This is a genomic window from Herbaspirillum sp. C7C2 (genome assembly GCF_022627865.1).
Classification (GTDB): domain Bacteria; phylum Pseudomonadota; class Gammaproteobacteria; order Burkholderiales; family Burkholderiaceae_D; genus Herbaspirillum; species Herbaspirillum frisingense.
This window is the reverse complement of the sequence record NZ_JABXGI010000015.1, coordinates 34,915-57,852: the sequence shown is the minus strand read 5'-3', so window position 1 is coordinate 57,852 and position 22,938 is coordinate 34,915. Positions and strand designations below refer to the sequence as shown.

Annotated in this window: 18 protein-coding genes; 6 read left to right on the top strand and 12 right to left on the bottom strand. The window is 64.1% G+C overall.

All coding sequences use genetic code 11. From position 1 onward, the window contains the following. Positions 1-108 precede the first annotated feature (108 nt). The 8 genes from asd to HWE04_RS17555 all read right to left on the bottom strand — a co-directional run bounded on the left by asd (position 109) and on the right by HWE04_RS17555 (position 9,580). Entirely contained in the window at positions 109-1,221 is a 1,113-nt protein-coding gene (gene asd / locus HWE04_RS17590; RefSeq protein ID WP_006462720.1) for an aspartate-semialdehyde dehydrogenase, read from the bottom strand. Positions 1,222-1,343: 122 nt separating this feature from the next. Beyond that, on the bottom strand, positions 1,344-2,414 hold the full coding sequence (gene leuB / locus HWE04_RS17585) for a 3-isopropylmalate dehydrogenase (protein ID WP_006462721.1): 1,071 nt from the start codon (positions 2,412-2,414) through the stop codon (positions 1,344-1,346). A gap of 91 nt (positions 2,415-2,505) precedes the next feature. Continuing rightward, entirely contained in the window at positions 2,506-3,153 is a 648-nt protein-coding gene (leuD, locus tag HWE04_RS17580) for a 3-isopropylmalate dehydratase small subunit (RefSeq protein WP_006462722.1), read from the bottom strand. 99 nt (positions 3,154-3,252) lie between these two features. Beyond that, positions 3,253-4,653 carry a 3-isopropylmalate dehydratase large subunit gene (gene leuC, locus HWE04_RS17575; RefSeq protein WP_102663378.1) on the bottom strand — a complete coding sequence of 467 codons (1,401 nt, stop codon included), beginning with the start codon at positions 4,651-4,653 and terminating at the stop codon, positions 3,253-3,255. Positions 4,654-4,892: 239 nt separating this feature from the next. Further along, positions 4,893-5,714, bottom strand: a complete 822-nt coding sequence (locus HWE04_RS17570; protein WP_241813225.1) for a M48 family metallopeptidase — start codon at positions 5,712-5,714, stop codon at positions 4,893-4,895. 170 nt (positions 5,715-5,884) lie between these two features. Next, positions 5,885-6,973 carry a chorismate synthase gene (gene aroC / locus HWE04_RS17565; RefSeq protein ID WP_077236330.1) on the bottom strand — a complete coding sequence of 363 codons (1,089 nt, stop codon included), beginning with the start codon at positions 6,971-6,973 and terminating at the stop codon, positions 5,885-5,887. An 88-nt stretch (positions 6,974-7,061) separates the two neighbouring features. Then, positions 7,062-8,951, bottom strand: a complete 1,890-nt coding sequence (locus HWE04_RS17560) for an MFS transporter (RefSeq protein WP_241813224.1) — start codon at positions 8,949-8,951, stop codon at positions 7,062-7,064. Positions 8,952-9,118: 167 nt separating this feature from the next. After that, positions 9,119-9,580 (bottom strand): CBS domain-containing protein, encoded by a 462-nt coding sequence (locus tag HWE04_RS17555; RefSeq protein WP_006462727.1) that lies wholly within the window; start codon positions 9,578-9,580, stop codon positions 9,119-9,121. Positions 9,581-9,856: 276 nt separating this feature from the next. Between HWE04_RS17555 and HWE04_RS17550 the strand changes: the two genes are divergently transcribed. Continuing rightward, a complete protein-coding gene (locus HWE04_RS17550) occupies positions 9,857-10,177 on the top strand; it encodes a DUF962 domain-containing protein (RefSeq protein ID WP_006462728.1) in 321 nt (106 codons plus the stop codon). Between the two features lie 4 nt (positions 10,178-10,181). Here the strand turns inward: HWE04_RS17550 and HWE04_RS17545 are convergent, their stop codons facing one another. Beyond that, the gene (locus tag HWE04_RS17545; protein ID WP_241813252.1) at positions 10,182-11,534 is read right to left on the bottom strand and encodes a YihY family inner membrane protein; all 1,353 of its coding nucleotides are present in this window, start codon (positions 11,532-11,534) and stop codon (positions 10,182-10,184) included. Between the two features lie 280 nt (positions 11,535-11,814). On the opposite strand from HWE04_RS17545, the gene wrbA reads away from it, so the two are divergent. The 3 genes from wrbA (at position 11,815) to HWE04_RS17530 (ending at position 14,347) form a co-directional block, all read left to right on the top strand. After that, the gene (gene wrbA / locus HWE04_RS17540; RefSeq protein WP_102663420.1) at positions 11,815-12,453 is read left to right on the top strand and encodes an NAD(P)H:quinone oxidoreductase; all 639 of its coding nucleotides are present in this window, start codon (positions 11,815-11,817) and stop codon (positions 12,451-12,453) included. Continuing rightward, positions 12,450-12,842, top strand: a complete 393-nt coding sequence (locus tag HWE04_RS17535; protein ID WP_006462731.1) for a DUF2069 domain-containing protein — start codon at positions 12,450-12,452, stop codon at positions 12,840-12,842. The genes wrbA and HWE04_RS17535 overlap by 4 nt, the downstream gene beginning before the upstream one ends. Before the next feature lie 77 nt (positions 12,843-12,919). Beyond that, entirely contained in the window at positions 12,920-14,347 is a 1,428-nt protein-coding gene (locus tag HWE04_RS17530; protein ID WP_241813223.1) for an FAD-binding oxidoreductase, read from the top strand. 208 nt (positions 14,348-14,555) lie between these two features. Here the strand turns inward: HWE04_RS17530 and HWE04_RS17525 are convergent, their stop codons facing one another. Next, positions 14,556-16,643, bottom strand: a complete 2,088-nt coding sequence (locus HWE04_RS17525; protein ID WP_077236326.1) for a putative bifunctional diguanylate cyclase/phosphodiesterase — start codon at positions 16,641-16,643, stop codon at positions 14,556-14,558. Between the two features lie 437 nt (positions 16,644-17,080). On the opposite strand from HWE04_RS17525, the gene HWE04_RS17520 reads away from it, so the two are divergent. Then, positions 17,081-18,424 carry a phospholipase A gene (locus HWE04_RS17520; protein WP_241813222.1) on the top strand — a complete coding sequence of 448 codons (1,344 nt, stop codon included), beginning with the start codon at positions 17,081-17,083 and terminating at the stop codon, positions 18,422-18,424. Between the two features lie 88 nt (positions 18,425-18,512). On the opposite strand, the gene gorA is transcribed toward HWE04_RS17520, so the two are convergent. Both gorA and HWE04_RS17510 read right to left on the bottom strand, forming a co-directional pair. Continuing rightward, complete coding sequence (gene gorA / locus HWE04_RS17515; RefSeq protein WP_241813221.1) at positions 18,513-19,889, bottom strand: glutathione-disulfide reductase; 1,377 nt, start codon at positions 19,887-19,889, stop codon at positions 18,513-18,515. A 65-nt stretch (positions 19,890-19,954) separates the two neighbouring features. Next, positions 19,955-21,625, bottom strand: a complete 1,671-nt coding sequence (locus HWE04_RS17510; RefSeq protein ID WP_241813220.1) for an ABC transporter permease — start codon at positions 21,623-21,625, stop codon at positions 19,955-19,957. Positions 21,626-21,734: 109 nt separating this feature from the next. On the opposite strand from HWE04_RS17510, the gene HWE04_RS17505 reads away from it, so the two are divergent. Beyond that, positions 21,735-22,886, top strand: coding sequence for an ABC transporter ATP-binding protein (locus HWE04_RS17505; RefSeq protein ID WP_241813219.1), 1,152 nt, complete (start codon positions 21,735-21,737; stop codon positions 22,884-22,886). Positions 22,887-22,938: the final 52 nt, after the last annotated feature.

The window sequence follows — 22,938 nt, the reverse complement described above, 5'->3', positions numbered from 1 at the left end:
GGAAAAGCTGGCGGGCTATTGTTGCAGACTGACAACGGGATAGGCAAGCCCTATTCGCATTGCAGCAACGCACGGCGGTTGCCGGCCGGATATTTTCCGGCCGTCGCATTACTCCAGGTTGCCCAGGATGATGCGCAGCATGCGGCGCAGCGGTTCGGCCGCGCCCCACAGCAACTGGTCGCCGATGACGAAGGCGGAAATGTATTCCGGACCCTGGTTCAGCTTGCGCACACGGCCCACGCCGATTTCCAGGCCGCCGGTGATGGCTGCCGGGGTCAGTTCCTTGACCGTGATGGCGCGGTCATTGGGAACCCACTTCACCCACTGGTTGCCGGCGCGAATGATGGACTCGATCTCGGCCAGGGGCAGGTCGCGCTTCAACTTGATGGTCAGCGCCAGGCTGTGGCAACGCATGGCACCGATACGCACGCACAGGCCGTCGACCGGGATGATCTTCTCGTTGCCGAGGATCTTGTTGACTTCGGCCTGGCCCTTCCACTCTTCCTTGGACTGACCGTTTTCCAGCTGGGCGTCGATCCAGGGGATCAGGCCGCCGGCCAGCGGTGCGCCGAAGAACTCGGTGGGCACGTCTTCACGGATGGTCTTGGCAACCTTGCGGTCGATGTCCAGGATGGCCGACGACGGTGTAGCCAGCTCTTCGGACACGGCGGCGTTGATGACGCCCATGCCCTTCAACAGTTCGCGCATGTGGTTGGCGCCGCCACCGGAGGCTGCCTGGTAGGTCATGGAGCTGACCCACTCGACCAGGCCTTCCTTGAACAGGCCACCCACGCCCATCAACAGGATGGAGTTGGTGCAGTTGCCACCGATGTAGTTCTTCACGCCCTTGGCCAGTGCGTCCTTGATGACGTTGTTGTTGACCGGGTCCAGCACGATCACGGCATCATCCTTCATGCGCAGCGAGGAGGCGGCGTCGATCCAGTAGCCGTCCCAGCCGGCTGCACGCAGCTTGGGGAAGATCTCGTTGGTGTAGTCGCCACCCTGTGCGGTAATGATGATGTCGCATTTCTTCAGCTCATCGATGCTGTTGGCGTCTTTGAGCGTCGTTGCCGTTTTGGCAAACGACGGCGCTTTGCCGCCCGCATTCGAAGTCGAGAAAAATACCGGTTCGATGTGATCGAAATCACCCTCGTCCTGCATGCGTTGCATCAGGACCGAACCCACCATTCCACGCCAGCCAACCAAACCAACCAGTTTCATCATCTTTCCCTATTTAGAACATCCATGGTGAACAACTCAGATTGAACACATATGCGCCGGACCATCCGGCATTTCAGGCGCCGCGCCCTGCCCGGCTTGTGCGGGCGGACGAGGCACTGAGCCTACGCGAGGGCCTTGACCACGGCCTCGCCCATCTGCTGGGTGTTGACCTTGGTGCAGCCTTCTTCATAAATATCGGCGGTGCGCAGACCTTGCGCAAGCACTTTCTTCACGGCGTTCTCGATGCGGTCGGCCTGTTCGGCACGGTTCAGCGAGAAACGCAGCATCATCGCCGCCGACAGGATGGTCGCCAGCGGATTGGCGATACCCTTGCCAGCGATGTCCGGTGCCGAGCCGTGCGAGGGCTCGTACAGGCCCTTGTTGTTGGCATCCAGCGAAGCCGAGGGCAGCATGCCGATGGAACCGGTCAGCATGGCGGCGGCGTCGGAGAGGATGTCGCCGAACATGTTGCCGGTAACGATGACGTCGAAGTTCTTCGGTGCCTTCACCAATTGCATGGCGGCGTTGTCCACGTACATGTGCGACAGCTCCACGTCCGGGTATTCCTTGCCCACTTCGGTGACGACGTCTTTCCAGAACTGGAAGGTTTCCAGCACGTTGGCCTTGTCCACGCTGCACAGGCGCTTGCCGCGTTTGGCCGCGGCCTGGAAGGCGACATGCGCGATACGGCGGATTTCCGGTTCCGAATAGCGCATGGTATCAAATCCTTCACGTGCACCCTTGAAAGGACCGTCCGGCGCTTCGCGCATGCCACGCGGCTGGCCGAAATAGATGTCGCCGTTCAGCTCGCGCACAATGAGGATGTCCAGGTTGGCCACCAGCTCGGGCTTCAACGAAGAAGCACCGGTCAGTTCCGGATAGCAGATGGCGGGACGGAAGTTGGCGAACAGCTGCAGGTGCTTGCGCAGGCCCAGGATGGCCTGCTCGGGGCGCAGGGCGCGCTCCAGCTTGTCGTACTTCCAGTCGCCGACTGCGCCGAAGAGGATGGCGTCCGCTTCCTTGGCCAGCTTCAGGGTGCCATCCGGCAGCGGGTGGCCGTGGGCCTCGTAGCCGGCGCCGCCGACCGGGGCCGATTCCATCTCGAACTTCTCGTCCAGTGCATTGAGCACGCGCACGGCTTCATCGACGATTTCAGGACCGATGCCGTCGCCCGGCAGGATAGCAATCTTCATGGCTTCTCTTTCTCAGTTATGCAGCGAATTCGGGTTATCAATGACAAGGGCGGTCATCTGACCGCCCTTTGCTGTTGTTTCAACGATCCTGTCAGATCGTGTTGCTCAGCCAGGGCTGTTCGTGCAGGTGTTTCTCTTCGTAGGCACGAATGGTGTCGGCTTTGCGTAGGGTCAGGCCAATGTCGTCGAAACCGTTGAGCAGGCAATACTTGCGGAACTCGCTGATCTCGAACGGGAAGGCCTGGCTGCCGTTGGTGGTGCTGACGACCTGCTTTTCCAGGTCGATGACCAGGCGGTAACCCGGGAAGGCCTTGACTTCATTGAACAGGTGATCGACCTGTTGCTCGGTCAGGACGATGGGCAGCAGACCGTTCTTGTAGCAGTTGTTGAAGAAGATGTCGGCGAAGCTGGGCGCGATCACCGCGCGGAAGCCGAACTGGTCCAGCGCCCACGGCGCGTGCTCGCGCGAGGAACCGCAGCCGAAGTTCTTGCGCGAGAGCAGGATCGAAGCGCCCTGATAGCGCTCCTGGTTGAGCACGAAGTCCGGGTTCAGCGGGCGCTTGCTGTTGTCCATGCCCGGCTCGCCATGATCCAGGTAACGCCATTCGTCGAACAGGTTGGGGCCGAAGCCGCTGCGCTTGATCGACTTCAGGAACTGCTTGGGGATGATCGCATCGGTATCGACGTTGGCGCGATCCAGCGGCGCCACCAGTCCTTCGTGCAGGATAAATTTATTCATGGTCTTGACCTTGGGTCGGACGGGCGATCCGGCCGCCCAGTCCTTCCTGATTTCTGTTCAAAAACTGAAGCTACAGGCCACATGGCCCGCTTCCGGCACTTACAGCGAGCGCACATCCACAAAGTGACCGGCAATGCCGGCCGCCGCGGCCATGGCCGGGCTCACCAGGTGGGTACGGCCACCGGCACCCTGGCGACCTTCGAAGTTGCGGTTCGAGGTCGAGGCACAGCGTTCGCCCGGTTCCAGGCGGTCGGCGTTCATGGCCAGGCACATGGAGCAGCCCGGTTCGCGCCACTCGAAACCGGCGTCGCGGAAGATCTTGTCCAGGCCTTCGCGCTCGGCCTGTTCCTTGACCAGGCCGGAGCCCGGCACCACCATCGCCAGCTTGACGTTGGAGGCGCGGAACTTGCCGCGCACCACCTTGGCGGCTTCGCGCAGGTCTTCGATGCGGGAATTGGTACAGGAGCCGATGAAGACCTTGTCGATGCGGATATCCTCGATCGGGGTATTGGGCTTCAGGGCCATGTAGGCCAGGGCCTTTTCCATGCCGTCGCGCTTGGTGGCATCCTTTTCCTTGTCCGGATCGGGGACGCGGGCATCCACGGCCACCACCATCTCGGGCGAGGTGCCCCAGGTGACTTGCGGCTTGATGTCGGCGGCATTGAGCGTGACCACCATGTCGAACTTGGCACCCTGGTCGGAATGCAGCGTGCGCCAATAGGACACGGCGCGCTCCCAGTGCGGGCCGGAGGGCGAATAAGGACGGCCCTTGAGGTAGTTCAACGTGGTGTCGTCGAAGGCCACCATGCCGGCACGGGCACCGGCTTCGATGGCCATGTTGCAGACCGTCATGCGGCCTTCCATGGACAGCGAGCGGATGGTCGAGCCAGCGAATTCGATCGCATAACCGGTACCACCGGCCGTGCCGATCCTGCCGATGATGGCCAGCACGATGTCCTTGGCGGTCACGCCGGCCGGCAGTGCGCCGTCGACCTGGACCAGCATGGACTTGGACTTGCGCGCCAGCAGCGTCTGCGTGGCCAGCACGTGTTCCACTTCTGAGGTGCCGATGCCATGGGCCAGCGCGGCGAAGGCGCCGTGGGTGGAAGTGTGCGAGTCACCGCAGACCACCGTCATGCCCGGCAGCGTGGCGCCCTGCTCGGGGCCGATCACGTGCACGATGCCCTGACGCTTGTCGTTCATGCCGAAGTAGGTCAGGTTGTATTCCTTGGCGTTGCCGTCCAGCGTCTCCACCTGCAGGCGCGAGATGGGGTCGGCGATGCCGTGGGCGCGGTCGGTGGTGGGGACGTTGTGGTCCGCCACCATCAGGTTGGCCGAATTGCGCCAGGGTTGACGACCGGCTAGCTTGAGGCCTTCGAAGGCTTGCGGGCTGGTCACTTCATGGAGCAGGTGGCGGTCGATATACAGGATGGCGGTGCCGTCATCTTCCGTATGAACGACGTGCGACTCCCAGAGTTTGTCGTAGAGCGTCTTGAGCATGTTGCGGTCCGGCGGAACTGGAAAGGGGTGCTGATCGGGAAAAATAGCTTTTGATTATGCCATAAAGCGAAGGGTCTGACCTCCTTGCCGTGTTTTCCGCCGCGTCGCCACAACAGGCAATAATGCTGCAAAGCAGCAGAAAAAGCGCAGAAGTTGCGGCCCACATGAAAAATCCGGCATTTCCCCATTCGGTCGGGGCCATGCCGGATTGCGATACCGTCTGCAGCGAGCTTCAGCGCTCAGCGCTTGCGGGTCTGCTGGTACAAGGGATCGACGCGCTGCGCATAGACCGTCAGGTCGGCAATGCGCTCGCTGCTGGAGGGGTGGGTGGACATGAACTTCATCGGCTCGTCCCCGCCCAGGCTGGCCATCTTCTGCCACAGGGTCACCGCCGCCTTGGGATCATAGCCGCCCCGCGCCGCCAGCTCCACGCCGATGCGATCGGCCTCGGTCTCATTGGCGCGCGAATTGGGCAAGCCCATCAGGCCCATGTAGAGATACTGGCCACCCTGCTTGCCCACGTCGCCCAGCCCCAGCAGGGCCGCACCGATGGAAATGGCCGAATTGGCCACCACCTGCTGCGAGGCGCGCTCGCGGGCATGCTCGCGCAGGGCGTGGGCGATCTCGTGGCCCATCACGGCGGCCAGTTCATCGTCAGTGATCTTGAGCTTGTCGATCAGGCCGGTATAGACCGCGATCTTGCCGCCCGGCATGCACCAGGCATTGGTTTCGTCCGAGGTCAGGACATTGACTTCCCAGTTCCACTTCAGCGCATCGGGGCGGAACACCCCGGTCTGCGGGATCAGGCGATTGGCGATGGCGCGCACCCGCTGCACTTGCGCGGCGTTGCGGTTGAGCAGGCCCTTGCTCTTGGCCTCGGCCAATACCTGCGCATATTCCTTGCTGGATGCCGCTTCCATCTCGGCCGAGGACACCAGCATCTGCTGCTTGCGCTCGATGCCCACGGCACCGCCCTGGGTGGTCTGTACGGTCTCGCATGCCACCAGGCCCACCAGGGCTGCGGCCAGCAGACTGTTCTTGATGATAGGTTTGAGCTTCATGCCCGCCTCCATTGAATAATTGATCTTGATTCCGGGTCAGCCGGTGGGCAGGCCTGCACGCGCCCGCCCACCGTGAGCGGCTTCGACCCGGACAGCCGCAAATTGTTTCAGGCAGGAAAAAGCCGGCGACCGCTTGCGCGATGGCCGGCTTGCGCTCGGTCCTGCCCGGTTCAGCGCAGCGCCGGTGTATCGACCTTCACATCACCGCACTGGGCGCGGTTGCGCAAGGCGTGGTCCATCAGCACCAGGGCCAGCATGGCTTCGGCGATGGGCGTGGCGCGGATGCCCACGCAGGGGTCATGGCGACCGAAGGTTTCCACCGCGATCGGCTGGCCGTTCTTGTCGATGGAAGGGCGCGGGGTGCGGATGCTGGAAGTGGGCTTGATGGCAATGGAGGCCGTGATGTCCTGGCCGGTCGAGATGCCGCCCAGGATGCCGCCGGCGTTGTTGCCGACGAAGCCTTCCGGCGTGAGCGCATCGCCGTGCTCGGACCCCTTCTGCGCCACCGAACGGAAGCCGGCACCGATCTCCACGCCCTTGACGGCGTTGATACCCATCAGGGCAAAGGCGATCTCGGCGTCCAGCTTGTCATACAGCGGCTCGCCCAGGCCGACCGGCACGTTCTGCGCCACCACGTCGATGCGCGCACCGATGGAGTCGCCGTCCTTGCGCAGGGCATCCATGTAGTCTTCCAGGCGCCCGATGATGCTGGCATTGGCGGCGAAGAAGGGATTGTGGGGCACATGCTCCCAGGATTCGAAGGGGATCGCGATCTCGCCCAGCTGGCTCATGCACCCCTTGAAGGTGGTGCCGTACTTCTCGAACAGCCACTTCTTGGCGATGGCCGCCGCGCCCACCACCGGTGCGGTCAGGCGTGCCGAGGAACGACCACCGCCGCGGGGATCGCGGATGCCGTACTTGTGCCAGTAGGTGTAGTCGGCGTGACCGGGACGGAAGGTGTCGAGGATATTGCCGTAGTCCTTGCTGCGCTGGTCCTGGTTGCGGATCAGCAGCGCAATCGGGGTACCGGTGGTCTTGCCCTCATAGACACCGGAGAGAATCTCGACGGTATCGGGCTCCTGGCGCTGGGTGACGTGGCGCGAGGTACCAGGCCGACGACGATCCAGTTCCGGCTGGATATCGGCTTCCGACAGCGTCATGCCCGGGGGGCAGCCATCGATCACGCAGCCGATGGCCGGGCCGTGGGATTCGCCGAAGGTGGTGACGGTGAAGAGCGTGCCGAAGGTATTGCCGGACATGATGGAATTCGCGCAAAAGGGGAGAAAGACGCGATTTTACCAGCCTCGGGCGCCGCCGACGAGCCACGGCACCCTCCCCGCCTGCCGCCTACTTCCAGTCGCCGCGCAGTTCGCGCACCTTTTCCTGCAGCAGCTCGGGGCTGACCTGCTCGGCCGGGATGGGCTCGCCGGCCACCAGTTCCAGCCGCGAGAACAAGCCGCGCCGGAAGGTGCGCGTGACCGGGTTGCTGGGATCGCGCGAGAACAGGCTACCCCACAAGCCGCGCAAGGCCAGCGGCACCACCGGCACCGGGCTGCGGTCGATGATCTTCTGCACGCCGCCCCGGAAGGGGTTGAGCTCGCCATCACGCGTCAGTTTTCCCTCAGGGAAGATGCACACCAATTCACCCTCGTGCAAGGCCTGGGCGATATCGACGAAGGCCTTCTCGGTCAGCCAGGGGTCGGCCTTGACCGGTGCAATCGGGATCGCCCGCACATTGCGGAACAGCCAGGCCATCACCGGTATCCGGAAGATCTGGTAATCCATCACGAAGCGCACCGGGCGCGGGCTGGCCGCCATGATGGCGATGGCATCGACATAGCTCACATGGTTGCACACCAGCACCGCCGCGCCCTGGTCGGGAATGGCCTGGCCATTGACGATGCGCACCCGGTAGAAGGTATGGATCAACAGCCAGGCCAGGAAGCGGATCAGGAATTCCGGCACCAGCGAGAAGATGTAGACCGCCACCACGCCGTTCATGATGGCCGTGGCCAGGAAGATCTGCGGAATCGTCATCCCTGATTTCAGCATGACCATGGCCACCAGCGCCGACACCACCATGAACAGCGAATTCATGATGTTCATCCCGGCGATGGTGCGCGAGACGTGGGCCTGATCGCAGCGGGTCTGGATCAGCGCAAACAGCGGCACGATGTAGAGCCCGCCGAACAGGCCGATGCCCAGGCAATCACCGAGGATGCGCCAGCTGCCGCCGTGTGCCAGGAAACCGCCCAGGTCCAGCATCGCCGCCGGTGTCACGTAGGCCTGGCTGGCAAAATACAGTTCCAGCCCGAAGACCGACAGGCCGATGGAGCCGAAGGGCACCAGTCCGATTTCCACCTTGTGGCCCGACAGCCGCTCGCACAGCAGCGAACCCACGCCGATGCCCACCGAGAACACCGCCAGCAGCAGCACGAAGACGCTGTGATCGCCGTGCAGGTAGTTCTTCGCATAGACAGGGAATTGCGCCAGCATGATGGCGCCATAGAACCAGAACCAGGAATTGCCCAGCAGCGACAGGAACACCGGCCGGTTGCGGCGCGAGAAACCGAGATTGCGCACCGTTTCCGTGAAAGGATTCCAGTTCACCCTCAGCTCCGGCGCCGGGGCCGGCGAGAGCGGAATGCGCAGGCTGGCCAGCCAGCCCAGCACGGCAATGCCGATGGTCACGCCGGCCACCAGGTGCAGCCCCCAGGGCTTGTGCACCACCAGCACCGCACCCAGGATTTCCCCCAGCAGGATGCCGACGAAGGTCCCCATCTCGATCAGGCCATTGCCGCCGATCAGTTCCTCGCGCTTCAACTGCTGCGGCAGGTAGGCATACTTGACCGGCCCGAACAGCGTGGAATGGATGCCCATGCCGACCACCGCCGCAATCAGCAGCCACAGGTGGTGCGTCATCCAGCCGTAGGCGGCGATGCCCATGATGACGATTTCCAGCAGCTTCACGAAACGCGCCACGCGGCCCTTTTCCAGCTTGTCCGCCAACTGGCCTGAGGTGGCCGAGAACAGGAAGAACGGCAGGATGAACAAACCCGGGATGAGGTTGTTGAGCAGGCCCGGATCCATCTCGGTCCAGGACAGGGCGTCGTAGGTGAGGATGGTCAGCAGCGCGGTCTTGAAGACATTGTCGTTGAGCGCGCCCAGGAACTGGGTCCAGAAGAAGGGAGCGAAACGCCGTTGGGAGAAAAGCGAGAACTGGCTGTTCTTTTGCATGGGCAATCAGGTCAGGGAAACGGAACGCGCAGCCTACGCAGGCCGGGCCGAAATGACAACAACCTCAATGGACAATAAAAAACCGCTCCAGCAGGAACGGTCAGGACCAGGCCGCCTGCGGTAGCAGGCGGCGTCAGCGCAGGAAACGGCAACCGCGACGGCGACGCTCAGGCGTTGCCTTCGCGCTCTTCTTCCTCGGCGGGCCAGTCGCGGATGTAGGCCTTGAGCATCTTGTTCTCGAAGCCTTGCGCATCCAGCACGGCCTTGGCCACGTCGTAGAAGGACATCACGCCCAGCACGGTGCGCGCTTCCATCACGGGCACGTAGCGTGCATGCTTTTCCAGCATGATGCGGCGCACTTCGTTCAGATCGGTATCAGGGGTGACGGTGATGGGAGCGTCGTTCATGTGCTTGCGCACGGTCGAGCCACCCAGGGCGCCGCCGTTCTTGTGCAGCGTCAGCAGCACTTCGCGGAAAGTCAGCATGCCGACCAGGTCGCCATACTCCATGACCACCAGCGAGCCGATGTCTTTCTCTGCCATCGCGGCGACCGCCTCCTGAATCGGGGTGTCCGGCGTGACGGTGAAGAGAATGTTGCCTTTGACCTTGAGGATTTCAGAGACTTTCATGATGTCGTCCTAGTTGTATGAAGCTGTTTTGACTGTAGGCGATGACGCCCGGAAAATCCAATTCATGGGGGCAACAGGATAACTGATCCTGGATGCCGCCGCTGGCGGGGGCGCGATGCATGCACATGGTACGGTCAAGCGCGCCCTTTGGGCAACCGGCAATCGCGCTGCCATGCAGTATTTTCAGCAATCATGCGAAGCTTGCTTCAGCACAAGGTTTGCATATGCGCGCTGCGCTGACTAAGCTGGAATCGTCAGGATCACCTGGAGAAGCCCATGGCCGCCACCCTGCCCGACCGACACTACGCCAGCTTCAGCGAGTTCTATCCGACCTACCTGAGCGAACATGCGCACCGGGTCAACCGGCAGTTGCACTTCCTGGGGTCGACGCTGGCACTGCTGAGCCTGTTGCTGCTGCTCATCACCCACCAGTGGTGGTGGCTGGCGGTGGCCCTGTTCTGTGGTTACGGCTTTGCCTGGGTCGGGCATTTCATGGTGGAGAAGAACCAGCCGGCCACCTTCCGCCATCCCCTATATTCCTTCATGGGCGACTGGGTCATGTACTGGCAGATGCTGACCGGGCAGGTCTCGTTCTGAGCGCTCAGCGCTCCCACATGCGGCGCCGCTCATCCAGCGGCACGGCGGCATAGGGCATGGCAGCCACGGTGCTTTGCGCCTGCGCGTCGACGCTGGCAATGCCTGCGGGGCTGCAGTAGTCATCCAGCGATTGGCCGAGCACGCCGTCAATGGCGTCTTCCACCCGCCTCACCAGCGCCTCCTCGTCACCCGCCTGCGCCAGCACGGCGGGATCGAACACGAACAGCCGATACACCTGGGCCAGCCGGATCGTGCTGGGGTTGGCCACCAGCGTCCAGCGGTCCATGTCATCGGTGATGCGGCGGTTCCAGCCGGTGCGGCGGCTGGTCTCCGGCTTGACCGAGGCCACCCAGCCTTCTTCACTCATCCGGCTCAGCAACTGTTGCAATTCACCCAGCCCCAGCCGCGTGGCACGACGCACCTCATCCATGCTCACCACCGCCGACTCCACCCCCACGCGGGCCGCATGCAGGAATTTCAGGACCTTGACCGCATCGATGAACTCCGCGCCCGGCGAGGCCACATGCCACCAGCGCTCGTAGCGCACCACCGGCAGCGCCGCCGTCAGCAGGGCGCCAAACAGGGTGATCATCCACATCATGTAGATCCACACCAGGAAGATCGGCAGCACCGCCACCGTGCCATAGACCATGGTGTAGGTCGGGAACTGCATGATGTAGACCGCGAAGAGGCGCTTGGCGATTTCCAGGCCGACACCGGCCAGCAGGCCGCCGGCCAGGGCGTCGCGCCAGTCCACGGTCTGGTTGGGTACGGTGCTGTAGAGCAGCGTATAGGCCAGCGTCGAAAACATCAGCGAGACCAGGGTATAGAAACCCGCGCCCAGCCACGGCAGGCTCTTGACCGCACCACCGGTGGCGCTGGAGAGGTAGGAGGTCACGCTGATGGACACCCCGATCAAGAGCGGTCCCAGGGTGATGATGGCCCAGTACACCAGCACCCGCTGCACCAGTGGACGCGACTTCTTGACCCGCCAGATCTGGTTGAACACGCTCTCGATGGTGGACATGGTCAGCACCGAGGTCAGGATCAGCACCACCCCGCCCACCGCCGAAATGCGTGCCGACTTGGCCGCGAACTGGTTCAGGTAGCCCAGGATGGTATTGGCCACCCCCTTGGGCATGAGGTTCTCGACGAAATAGGCTTCCAGCGAAGCGCGGAAGGTCGAGAACAGCGGGAAGGCCGTAAACAGCGCCAGCGCGATGGTCAGCACCGGCACCAGCGAGAGGATGGTGGTGAAGGTCAGGCTGCCGGCCACCTGGGGCAGGCGATCCTCGCGCAGTCGCCGGCCGGCGAAGCGCAACAGATCGCTCAACTGTTCTCGGGTCAGACCACGCATACGGGAAAAGGGAAAACGCAAAGAGGGCATCGGTTCGACTTCATGGGGTGACGGCAAGCAACAGCGCCACACCCGGGTTCTTTCCCGCCGACAGGCGGCGGGATGACAAGTTTGGCGATTATCGCCCAAGCCGCCGGCAAAATCCCGCAAAAATCGAAGCTGCATCCTAAAGTTGCAGTTATGACCTCAATGATGCGAGGCAAAAAGCAGCAGTCGAGGAGATTTCTCTCTTTTTCCCTCACGCTGGGAGGAAAAAAACGGAAATATAATAAGTCACATGATGACCAGCTCCTCCCCCTCTTCCGTGAACGCTCCCTCCAACGCCACCGTCCTGGTGCTCTACTATTCGCGCCATGGCGCCACCCGCAAGCTGGCCGAACTGATCGCCCAGGGCGTGGAAAGCGTCCCCGGCTGCGATGCCCGCCTGCGTACCGTGCCGGCGGTCTCCACCGTCACCGAGGCCGTGGAGCCGGATGTCCCCAGCTCCGGCGCGCCCTATGTGGAAGCGGCCGACCTGGCGCAGTGCGACGGCCTGGCCCTGGGCTCGCCCACGCGCTTTGGCAACATGGCCGCGGCCATGAAGTATTTCTGGGACGGCACCTCGCCGCAGTGGCTTTCCGGCACCCTGACCGGCAAACCGGCCTGCGTGTTCACCTCCACCGGCAGCCTGCATGGCGGCCAGGAGTCGACGCTGCTGACCATGATGATTCCCCTGCTGCATCACGGCATGCTGTTGCTGGGCCTGCCCTATGCGCACCCCGAACTGATGAATACCCACAGCGGCGGCAGCCCCTACGGCGCCAGTCACTGGGCGGGCGTCAACGGCAACCAGCCACTGTCGGACGACTCGCGTACCCTGGCCATCGCGCTGGGCAAACGGCTGGCAGAGACTGCATTAAAACTACGGAGACCATCATGAACAGCAGCGCGCGCTATTTCCACCTGGGAGCCAGTTCCAGCCTGGTCGTCCTGATCCTGCTCTGTGTGGCATGGGAACTGGCGCTGGCGCCGCTGCGCCCGGGCGGCTCGTGGATGGTGCTCAAGGTGGTGCCGCTGCTGCTGCCCTTGCGCGGCATCCTCAAGCGCGATGTCTATACCCTGCAATGGTCGTCCATGCTGATTCTGGTCTACCTGGCCGAGGGCCTGGTACGCGCCACCAGCGACGCCAACCACACCTCGGTCTGGCTGGCCTGGGTCGAGGTGGCATTGACCACGATCTATTTCATCTGCGCGCTGGCCTACCTGCACCCCTTCAAGAAGGCCGCCAAGGAAATCGCCCGCCAGGCCATCCACAAGGCCTCGCGCTGATCTTCGCCAACGCGATCCGCTGCTCCAATCCGCTCCAATACGACGCGCCGCCCCGGTGGCGGCGCGCACCTGTTGCCATGACCGCCATGACCGACACCACCACTGAATTCCTCGCCGCCTGCCGCGCCGCCATCGGCGCCGCCCATGTCCTCACCGAACCGAGCGACACCGGCGGCTACCTGACCGACCAGCGTGGCCGCTACACCGGCCGCGCCCTGGCCGTACTGCGTCCGGCCGATACCGGCGAGGTGGCCGCCATCGTCAAGCTGTGTGCGCACTATGCGGTGCCACTGGTACCACAAGGCGGCAACACCGGCCTGGTGCTGGGCAGCGTGCCGGACCAGCAGGGCAATGCGGTGCTGCTGTCGCTGCGGCGGCTCAACCGCATCCGCGCCGTCGACCCGATCAACAATACGATGACCGTGGAAGCCGGCTGCGTGCTGCAGCATCTGCAGGAGCAGGCTGCTGCCGTGGGGCGCCTGTTCCCGTTGTCGCTGGCAGCCGAGGGCAGTTGCACCATCGGCGGCAACCTCTCCACCAATGCCGGCGGCACCGGCGTGCTGCGCTATGGCAATACCCGCGAACTGTGCCTGGGTCTGGAAGTGGTCACCGCCGAGGGCGAGGTGATGAGCAGCCTGAAGGGCTTGCGCAAGGACAATACCGGCTACGACCTGCGCGACCTCTTCATCGGTTCCGAAGGCACGCTGGGCATCATCACCGCCGCCGTGGTCAAGCTCTTCCCGCAACCGCTTGCGCAGGTGACGGCACTGGTGGCGCTGGACACCCCGGCCCAGGCCCTGCAACTGCTGCAACTGGCGCAGTCACGCTGTGCGTCGGCACTGACCGGCTTCGAGCTGATGTCGGACTTCTGCCTGCAGCTGGTCTGCAAGCACTTCCCCGAGCAGCGCCTGCCCTTCGCCCAGCGGCATGCGCAATACGTCCTGCTGGAACTGTCGGACAGCGAATCAGAAGAGCACGCCCGCGCCCTCTTCGAAAGCGTCATCGGCGACGCCCTGGAACATGCCCTGACCAACGATGCCGTGATCGCCGCCTCGCTGGCGCAATCGCGGGCACTGTGGCAATTGCGTGAAAGCATCTCCATGGCGCAGGCGCACGAAGGCAAGAACATCAAGCACGACATCTCGGTGCCGATCTCGCGCATCGCCGACTTCATCGCCACCACCGACGTACTGGTGCAGCAGGCCGCGCCCGGCTGCCGCATGGTGACCTTCGGCCACCTGGGCGATGGCAACCTGCACTACAACGTCTCGCCACCGGTGGGCGTGGCCGATAGCGCATTCCTCGGCCAGCAGACAGCCATCAACCTGGTGGTGCATGACAGCGTGGACCGCTTCGGCGGCTCGATCTCGGCCGAACACGGACTGGGTGCGCTCAAGCGCGAGGAAATCCTGCGCTACAAGTCGCCGGTGGAACTGCGGCTCATGCGCGCCATCAAGCAGGCGCTGGACCCGCAGCAGCTGATGAATCCGGGCAAGGTGCTATAGCCGCCAGGGCAGTACGGGCCGGCAAACAAAAAGGGACGGACGCTATCACGAGCCGTCCGCCCCAACCTCCCCCTCAGGAGCCTGCCTGAAACGCTTGCCGCAGCAAGGTTTCCCTATGTGGTCATCTTTGCATCTCGCGCTACGTGGCAATCCGAAGAATAGCGAGCAATGCCACGGCCAATTTCCCGGATCAGACGGAGCAGGCCGATCAGGCCGCGCTCTTGTGCTGCTCGCGCATGGTCTGCAGGAACAGGTCGGGCGCCATCGGCCGCCCCCTGAGATAGCCCTGCAGGGCATCGCAGCCCACCGAGGCGAGGAATTGCTGCTGCCGTTCGGTCTCCACGCCCTCGGCCACGATGCGCAGGTTCAGCGTGCGTCCCAGGGCCACGATGGCCGAGACGATGGCCGCATCCTCGGTGCCGTCGCTGAGATCACGCACGAAGCCGCGATCGATCTTCAATTCATTGGCCGGCAGGCGCTTCAGGTACAACAGGCTGGAATAGCCGGTCCCGAAGTCATCGATGGAAATCTCCACCCCCAGGTCGGCAATCTTCTGCAGGGTCAGCAGGCTGGCCTCGGTATCGTGCATGGCGGTCGATTCGGTGACTTCCAGCGTCAGGCTCTGCGGCGGCAGCTGATGGCGTTCCAGCGCGGCGCGCACCACCTCCACCAGATGCGGATCGGCAAATTGCACTGCCGACAGGTTCACCGCGATCTTCCAGTCGGCATAGCCCAGGGTCAGCCACTCATGCATCTGGCGACAGGCCTCGTCCAGCACCCAGGCACCGATGGGGATGATCAGTCCGGAGCGTTCGGCCAGGCCGATGAATTCATCCGGCCCCACCAGGCCACGTTCGGGATGCTGCCAGCGCAGCAGCGCCTCGGCGCCCAGCACCGGGCCATCGGGCAGGCTGAACTTGGGCTGGTAGACCAGCCGGAACTGCTTGCGCTCCAGCGCCACCCGCAGGTCCTGCAGCCACTGCAGTTGATGGTGGGCATTGGCATTCATCGAAGGCTCGAAGAAGTTGTAGCCGTTGCGACCGGCGCGCTTGGTGTGGTACATCGCGGCATCGGCGTTGATGACCAGGTCGTGACGGGTATTGCCGTCTTCCGGATAGATGGCGATGCCGATGCTGGCCGAGACCCGCAACTCGTGCTCGCCCACACGGAAGGGCTGGTTGACCGCCTCCACCAGCTTCTCGGCCACCGGCATGGCGTCATCGGGCAGCGTCAGGTCGACCAGGATCACGAACTCGTCCCCGCCCAGGCGCGCCACCGTATCGTGGGCGCGGGTGGTGGCCGTGAGACGGCGCGCCACCTCCACCAGCAGGCGGTCGCCCACATGGTGACCCAGCGAATCGTTGATGGCCTTGAAGCCGTCCAGATCCATGAACATCAGCGCGAAATGGCCGTTGCTGCGGGCCGCCTTGTTGATCGCCTGGGTCAGGCGGTCTTCCAGCAGGGTGCGGTTGGGCAGCTTGGTGAGATGGTCGTGCAGCACCATCTGTGTCAGTTCTTCATTGGCCTCGGCCAGCGAGCGGGCCAGCTTGGCGGTGCGCGACTCCAGGCGTGCATCCAGCACCGAGGTCAGCAAGGCAATCGTCAGCACCGCCAGCGTGACCACGATGATCAGGATTGCCAGCCAGCCGATGCCCACACCTTCGCGCGCCGACATGCAGACCGAGCCGCTGGGGAAACTGGCCGCCGCCATGCCGGTGTAATGCATGCCGACGATGGCCACGCCCATCACCACCGAAGCACCGGCGCGCGCGGCCTTCACATGCGGCGTATTCTTGCGCAGGCTGAAGGCGATCCACAAGGCCGCAGCCGAGGCCGCGATGGCGATGAATACCGACACCACGAACAGCGCCACGTCATAATCGATGCCCGGTTGCATGCGCATGGCGGCCATGCCGGTATAGTGCATGCCGGCGATGCCCACCCCCATCAGCAGCGCACTGCCGAACAGGCGCCGCAGGGGCAGGTCCCTGCGGGTGACGATCCACAGCGCAAAGCCGGAGGTGCCGATGGCGATCAACAGCGATACCGCCGTGATCCACGCGTCATAACCCAGGGCGATCGGCAGGCGGAAGGCCAGCATGCCGATGAAGTGCATGGACCAGATCCCTACACCCATGGCGATGGCGCCGCCGGTCAGCCAGAAGCGGGCCACGCGCGGATGCTGGTTGCTGGTGGTATTGATACGCTCGGCCATGTCCAGCGCCGTATAGGAGGCGAGGATGGCAACCAGCAGTGAGACGACAACCAGCAACTTGTCGTAGGTGGCGATGAGCATGGCGAACGGTACGGCGTATCAGTATCAGGACAGGAACAGGACGAAAATCACGGAAGACAACCGGGAAGATCAGGGAAATTCAGTCAATATCAGGAGCTAGCAGCCGATATCAGTGACCCAGTATGCCCGTGGAACCAAGCTTAGAAGGCGCAGCATTGTCCCACAATCAGGAAATACCCGTTGTCACACTGATATCTTTCGATGACCCTTCTCAGCTCTTGAGTAACAAGCTGCAAGCTATCGGCAGCTGATCCGCATGTGATTGGCAACTTTATCGGGCGCAACCGATCTGTTCTCACTGCAGTGCGCCTGCCGGCCAGCCTTTGCGTCCCTGTTTCCCGTTTTTTCTGGAGGGCGCTGGCCTCCCCGGCCCGCCCGCGCAGCAAGACAACATGCAAAATGAAAACAAAACACAACAAATCGACAACAAGGACATCATGCTGAGCTTACCCCAAACCCGTCCGCGCCATCGGAAAAACTGCCTGACCCCACGCTGGAAACGCACTTCCCGCCTGATTGCCCTGGCTTTGTGTGGCATCGGCGCACCGCTGCTCTGGTGCAGCCCGGCCCAGGCCGGCATCTCCATGGTGCAGCCACCCAAGCGCATCGATGCCAGCAAACCCCTGGAACTGACGCTGCTGGTGTCTGAGGACGAACAGGCCGAACGCAGCTACAGTCTGCCGCCCACCCTGCTGGTGGCAGCCTCGGCCGACATGATCCCGCCTCAGCAGATCACCCTGCAGCGGGTCGATGGCGAGGACCGCCTCACGCTGCGGCAAGGCGAGTTTCGCAAGGTGCGCTATCGCGGCGTGCTGCCGGAACGCCTGCGCGGCATGGTGCGCATCGAACCGATCGGCATCGACGCCTCGCCGGTGCTGGTGGCGGTGGTGCGTCCGGATGCCAGCCTGGGGCCGTTGCCGGAGTCGCCCGACCTGATCAACACCCCGCTGGCGGACTCCAGCAGCAAGGTGGCCCCGGTGGCGCCCTCGGCCACGGTGCTCACGCCCGGCACCAATGCCTCGCCCATCGACAGCGCACCGGCGGCCGAAGACATCCTCTCCAATAATCGCCGCCTGTCCTTCAACGAGCCGATGTACTTCACGGTCGGGCATAACCACGGCGATACCAATGCCCGCTTCCAGTTCAGCTTCAAGTTCCGTGTCTTCGTGCCGGACGATCCGCGCTCGCGCGGCCTGCTGGACAATCTCTACCTGGGCTACACCCAGTTCTCGCTGTGGGACCTGTCGGCGCCTTCCGCGCCCTTCCGCGATACCAGCTATCGCCCCAGCCTCTACTACTACCTGCCGGACCTGGGCATCCAGAACGGCGTGTTCAGCCGCATCGGCATCGCCACCGGCCTGGAGCACGAGTCCAATGGCCGCGACGGTCCCGAATCGCGCAGCATCAATACCTATTTCATCGAACCGACCTTCAACTTCGGCAACCTCAACGACTATCACTTCAAGGTCGCGCCCAAGGTCTACGCCTATCTCGGCCCGACCCGCGACAATCCGGACATCGCCGACTACCGCGGCCACCTGGACCTGAAGCTGGCCTATGGCAAACCGGACGGGGTGGAAGTGGCGACCATGCTGCGCAAGGGCAGGCTGGGCGGCAAGTACAGCGCCGAGACGCAGATTTCCTATCCACTCTCGCGCCTGCTGCCCGGTACCGCCGGCTACCTGATGGCCAGCTACTTCTCCGGCTACGGCGAAAGCCTGCTGACCTACAACCAGAAGGACAGCCCGCAACTGCGCATCGGCTACGCCTTGTGGCGATAGGACCGGGCCCGAGCACTGGCCACTAACAGCACAACGGGGATGCACTGCATCCCCGTTGTTCATTGTTGCAGCGGACCTGGGTCGCTCGTCAGGCCACCGGCGTGCGCATGGTGACGAACTCCTCGGCCGAGGTCGGATGGATGCCGATGGTGGTATCGAACTGCGCCTTGGTGGCACCACACTGCAGGGCCACGGCGAAACCCTGGATCACTTCGCCGGCGTCGCCGCCCACCATGTGCACGCCCAGCACCCGGTCAGTGGCGGCATCGACCACCAGCTTCATGAAGGTTCGTTCAGTATTGCGCGAAAGCGTGTTCTTGAGCGGCTTGAAATCGGTCTTGAAGATCTTCACCGCGCCCACTTCCTTCCTGGCCTCTTCCTCGCTCATGCCGACGGTGCCGATGTTGGGATGGCTGAAGACAGCGGTGGGGATGTTGCGGTAGGACATGCTGCGCTCGCCCTTTCCGAACAGGCGCGCCACCACCACCATGGCTTCGGCCAGCGCCACCGGGGTGAGCGCCACGCGGTCGATGACATCGCCCACGGCCAGGATGGAGGGCACGCTGCTCTCGAAGTTGTCGTTGACCGGAATGGCGCCGTTCTTCGCCAGCGCGATACCGACCTTCTCCAGCCCCAGCCGGCCCGTATTGGGCGTGCGGCCGGTGGCGAACAGCACGCACTCGGCCTGCAGGGTCTCGCCATTGGTCAGGCGCACCTGCTTGACGCTGTCCTCCGTGGCGCCTGCGGCATCCTCAGCTTCGATGGCATCGATGCTGGCGTTGAAGACCAGGCGGATGCCCTTCTTGGCCATCTCGTCGGCCAGGTGCACGCCGAGGTCGGCATCCATGTTGCGCAACAGGCGCTCGCGGCGATAGACCAGGGTCACCTCGCTGCCCAGGCCGTTGAGGATAGAGGCCAGTTCCACCGCGATATAGCCGCCCCCCAGCACCACCGCGCGCCTGGGCAGGCCCTTGAGGTGGAAGAAGTCATCCGAGGTGATCCCCAGTTCGCTCCCCGGAATCTGCGGCTTGTCTGGATGGCCGCCGGTGGCCACCAGGATGTGGCGGGCGGTGAAGCGCTGGCCATCGACGTTGACCGTATGCGCATCCTCCACCGTGGCAAAGCCGCGATGCAGCTTGACGTTGGCCCCATCCAGCAGGCGCTGGTAGATGTCGTTGAGGTGGGCGATCTCGCGATCCTTGTTGGCGATCAGGGCCGACCAGTCGAAGCTGGGCTTGCCGTTGAGGGTCCAGCCATAGCCGGCGGCGTCGGCGAAGTCCTCGTGGTAATGCGCACTGTAGGACATCAGCTTCTTCGGAATGCAGCCCACGTTGACGCAGGTGCCGCCCAGGTCGCCCTTCTCCGCCAGGCCCACGCGGGCGCCGGTCTGGCCGGCGAAGCGCGCAGCGCGTACGCCACCGGACCCGCCGCCGATGGTGAAGAGGTCGTAATCGTATTGGCTCATGGTTTCTCCATTGCATGGACGCTGCCCCCTGGCGGCGCCCGTGTTCTATCTGCTCGGTCTGACCGTTATGCGGGCGTACTGCCGCTTTGCAAGGGCGCCCGGCGCCGACCGTCCAGCGCGCGCATCACCAGCAGCACCGGTGCCAGCCCCACCAGCACGATGGACAGCGCCGGCAAGGCCGCTTCGCCCAGACGCTCGTCACGCGCCAGGTTGTGCGCGATCACCGCCAGGGTGTCGGTATCGAAGGGACGCAACAGCAGGGTCGCCGGCAATTCCTTGACCACATCGACGAACACCATCAGCGCTGCCACCGCCAGCGAACGCCACAGCAAGGGCAGGTGCAGACGCCAGGCGATCGCCGCGCGCGAACTGCCCAGGGTACGCGCCGCTTCATCGAGACTGACCGGGATGCGGGTATAGCCGGACTCCACCGACTGCACCGCAACCGCCGTGAAGCGTACCAGATACGCATAGATCACGCCCAGGGAGCTGGCCGTGAGCAGCACACCCAGACCGGCGGCCGGCCACCGCGCCTGCAACCAGGCCACCGGCAGCAGGATGCCCACCGCGATCACCGATCCGGGAATCGCATAGCCCATGCCGGCCAGCCGCGCCGTCAGGCGCAACATCGCCCCCTGCAGACGCGGCAGACCACTGGCACGTAGCGCAAAGCATAGGGCCAGCGCCAGCACGATGGCCGCCAGCGCCGCCATGCCCCCGAAGCGGAAACTGTTCCACACCCAGCCGGCATAGCGAGCGAGATCGAAGGCGACGCTGGTCCCACTGTCCGCATCACGGCCCACCTCGCCCCACCACAGGTGTAGCAGGATGCCCACCGGCAGCAGGAACCCCGCCACCACCGGCAAGCCGCACACCAGCCAGGCCAGCACCGTCGGGCCGGCTGCCAGCGGCGGGCGCGCGCCCTCGGCGCTGTCAGCGGCATCGGCACTGCGCGCGCCACGGGTGGCGGCAAAGCGCATGCGGCCCTGCTCGCGGCGTTCCAGCCACAGCAGCACCGCCACGAACAGCAACAACAGCGAGGCGTACTGGGCCGCGGCGATGCGGTCGTCCAGCACCACCCAGGCCTTGTAGATGCCGGTGGTAAAGGTGGTCAGGCCGAAATAGGCCGACACGCCGTAGTCCGCCAGCGTCTCCATCAGCGCCAGCGCGGCCCCGGCCGCCAGTGCCGGCCGTGCCAACGGTAGCGCCACGCGCACGATGCGCTCGGCCAGCGGCGTACCCAGCATGCGGGCCGCCTCCATCAGATGGTTGCCGCGTTCGGACAGCGCATTGCGCGCCAGCAGATAGGCATAGGGATAGAGCGTGAAGACAAACATGCAGATCGCCCCCGGCAGACCGCGCACATCCATGCGCCAGCCCGGGAACCAGCCGCGCAGCGTGCTCTGCACCAGCCCGGCGTATTGCAGGAAATCGGTATAGGCATAGGCCGAGACATAGGCCGGCATTGCCATGGGCAACAGCAAGGCCCAGGACAGCCAGCGCCGTCCGGGAAATTCGAACAGGCTCACCGTCACCGCCGCCGCACCGCCCACCAGCACCACGCCCAGCGGCACCATCAGCGCCAGCCAGCCGGAGGTGGCCAGGTAACCGGGCAGGACGGTCTGCATCTGCTGGCGCAGGCTGTCCACGCCGGCCGCGTCCAGGCCCAACCAGGCGGCGAGGATGCCCAACAGCGGCAAGGCGATCAGGACTGCAAGCAAACCGATGATATGCATAACAAGGAAACGGTGAAAATGGACTACCCAGGTGGAAGACGCGAGGGCTTGCGCTACACTGCACACCCTCAGGCAATCGCGAATTGTAACCATTTCACCGGGCATCTCCATGTTTCTGGAAGTCGAGCACCTCAGCATCCGCTATCCCCGTACTCCCTCCGCCGCCGTCGACGACGTCTCGCTGCGCCTGCAGCCGGGCGAGCTGGGGGCGCTGATCGGTCCCTCCGGCAGCGGCAAGACCAGCCTGCTGCGCGCCGTGGCCGGGCTGGAGCCGGCACAGGCCGGCCGCATCCGGCTGGCCGGGACGTTGCTGGAAGGCGATGGCATCCGGGTGGCGGCCGAGGAGCGCCGCATCGGCATGGTGTTCCAGGATTTCGCGTTGTTCCCGCATCTGGATGTGGCAGCCAACATCGGCTTCGGCTTGCGCGGCATGGCACGCGGCCAGCGTGAACAGGTGGTGGCGGCCATGCTGGAGCTGGTCGGTCTGTCGGGTTCGGGTGGCAAGTTCCCGCACCAGCTTTCCGGCGGCCAGCAGCAACGCATCGCCCTGGCGCGGGCGCTGGCACCGCAGCCACGCCTGCTGTTGCTGGACGAACCGTTTTCCAGCCTGGATGTGGAATTGCGCGAACGTCTGGCGCACGATGTGCGCGACATCCTCAAGCGCACCGGCACCACCGCCCTGATGGTCACGCACGACCAGATGGAAGCCTTTGCCGTGGCCGACGTGGTGGGCGTGATGCGGCAAGGCCGCCTGGAACAGTGGGATAGCCCCTACGCCCTCTATCACCGCCCGGCCACCCGCTTCGCGGCCGATTTCATCGGGCACGGCGTGCTGCTGCAGGGAACACTGATGCCGACATCTGCCCCGACCTCAGGCAGGGACGGGAGCGAGGGAGAAATCGAAGTGCAGACCGCAGCCGGCCTGTTGCGCGGCATGCCCTTGCACGATCAGCCCCAGCCGGCAAATGCGCAGGTGGACGTGCTGCTGCGGGCTGACGACGTGATGCATGACGACGCCTCACCCTTCAAGGCAAGAGTCGTTCGCAAATCATTCAGGGGAGCGGAATTTCTCTACACGCTGGCGCTGGAGAACGGGCAGCAACTGCTGTCGCTGGTCCCTTCCCACCACGATCACGCGGTGGGCGAGTGGATAGGCATCAGGCTGGACGTCACGCATCTGGTGACCTTCCCCAGCATGGAGTCGTCGTTGGCAGCGGGCGCAGAGGCCGGCACCGCCAGTGCTGGAGTGGGCACACGCTGATCCACGCAGGCCGTCCGGCCCAGCGCATCCACCACCAGCCAGTCGAGGGCGC

Coding starts and splice junctions, on each gene's coding strand:
- HWE04_RS17535 (WP_006462731.1), top strand. CDS start 12,450: ATGAACAGCAGCGCGCGCTATTTCCACCTGGGAGCCAGTTCCAGCCTG.
- HWE04_RS17525 (WP_077236326.1), bottom strand. CDS start 16,643: ATGCTCATCGCCACCTACGACAAGTTGCTGGTTGTCGTCTCACTGCTG.
- HWE04_RS17545 (WP_241813252.1), bottom strand. CDS start 11,534: ATGCGTGGTCTGACCCGAGAACAGTTGAGCGATCTGTTGCGCTTCGCC.
- gorA (WP_241813221.1), bottom strand. CDS start 19,889: ATGAGCCAATACGATTACGACCTCTTCACCATCGGCGGCGGGTCCGGT.
- aroC (WP_077236330.1), bottom strand. CDS start 6,973: ATGTCCGGCAATACCTTCGGCACGCTCTTCACCGTCACCACCTTCGGC.
- HWE04_RS17560 (WP_241813224.1), bottom strand. CDS start 8,951: ATGCAAAAGAACAGCCAGTTCTCGCTTTTCTCCCAACGGCGTTTCGCT.
- HWE04_RS17510 (WP_241813220.1), bottom strand. CDS start 21,625: ATGCATATCATCGGTTTGCTTGCAGTCCTGATCGCCTTGCCGCTGTTG.
- HWE04_RS17505 (WP_241813219.1), top strand. CDS start 21,735: ATGTTTCTGGAAGTCGAGCACCTCAGCATCCGCTATCCCCGTACTCCC.
- leuD (WP_006462722.1), bottom strand. CDS start 3,153: ATGAATAAATTTATCCTGCACGAAGGACTGGTGGCGCCGCTGGATCGC.
- HWE04_RS17520 (WP_241813222.1), top strand. CDS start 17,081: ATGCTGAGCTTACCCCAAACCCGTCCGCGCCATCGGAAAAACTGCCTG.
- HWE04_RS17550 (WP_006462728.1), top strand. CDS start 9,857: ATGGCCGCCACCCTGCCCGACCGACACTACGCCAGCTTCAGCGAGTTC.
- HWE04_RS17570 (WP_241813225.1), bottom strand. CDS start 5,714: ATGAAGCTCAAACCTATCATCAAGAACAGTCTGCTGGCCGCAGCCCTG.
- HWE04_RS17530 (WP_241813223.1), top strand. CDS start 12,920: ATGACCGCCATGACCGACACCACCACTGAATTCCTCGCCGCCTGCCGC.
- leuC (WP_102663378.1), bottom strand. CDS start 4,653: ATGCTCAAGACGCTCTACGACAAACTCTGGGAGTCGCACGTCGTTCAT.
- leuB (WP_006462721.1), bottom strand. CDS start 2,414: ATGAAGATTGCTATCCTGCCGGGCGACGGCATCGGTCCTGAAATCGTC.
- wrbA (WP_102663420.1), top strand. CDS start 11,815: ATGACCAGCTCCTCCCCCTCTTCCGTGAACGCTCCCTCCAACGCCACC.
- asd (WP_006462720.1), bottom strand. CDS start 1,221: ATGAAACTGGTTGGTTTGGTTGGCTGGCGTGGAATGGTGGGTTCGGTC.
- HWE04_RS17555 (WP_006462727.1), bottom strand. CDS start 9,580: ATGAAAGTCTCTGAAATCCTCAAGGTCAAAGGCAACATTCTCTTCACC.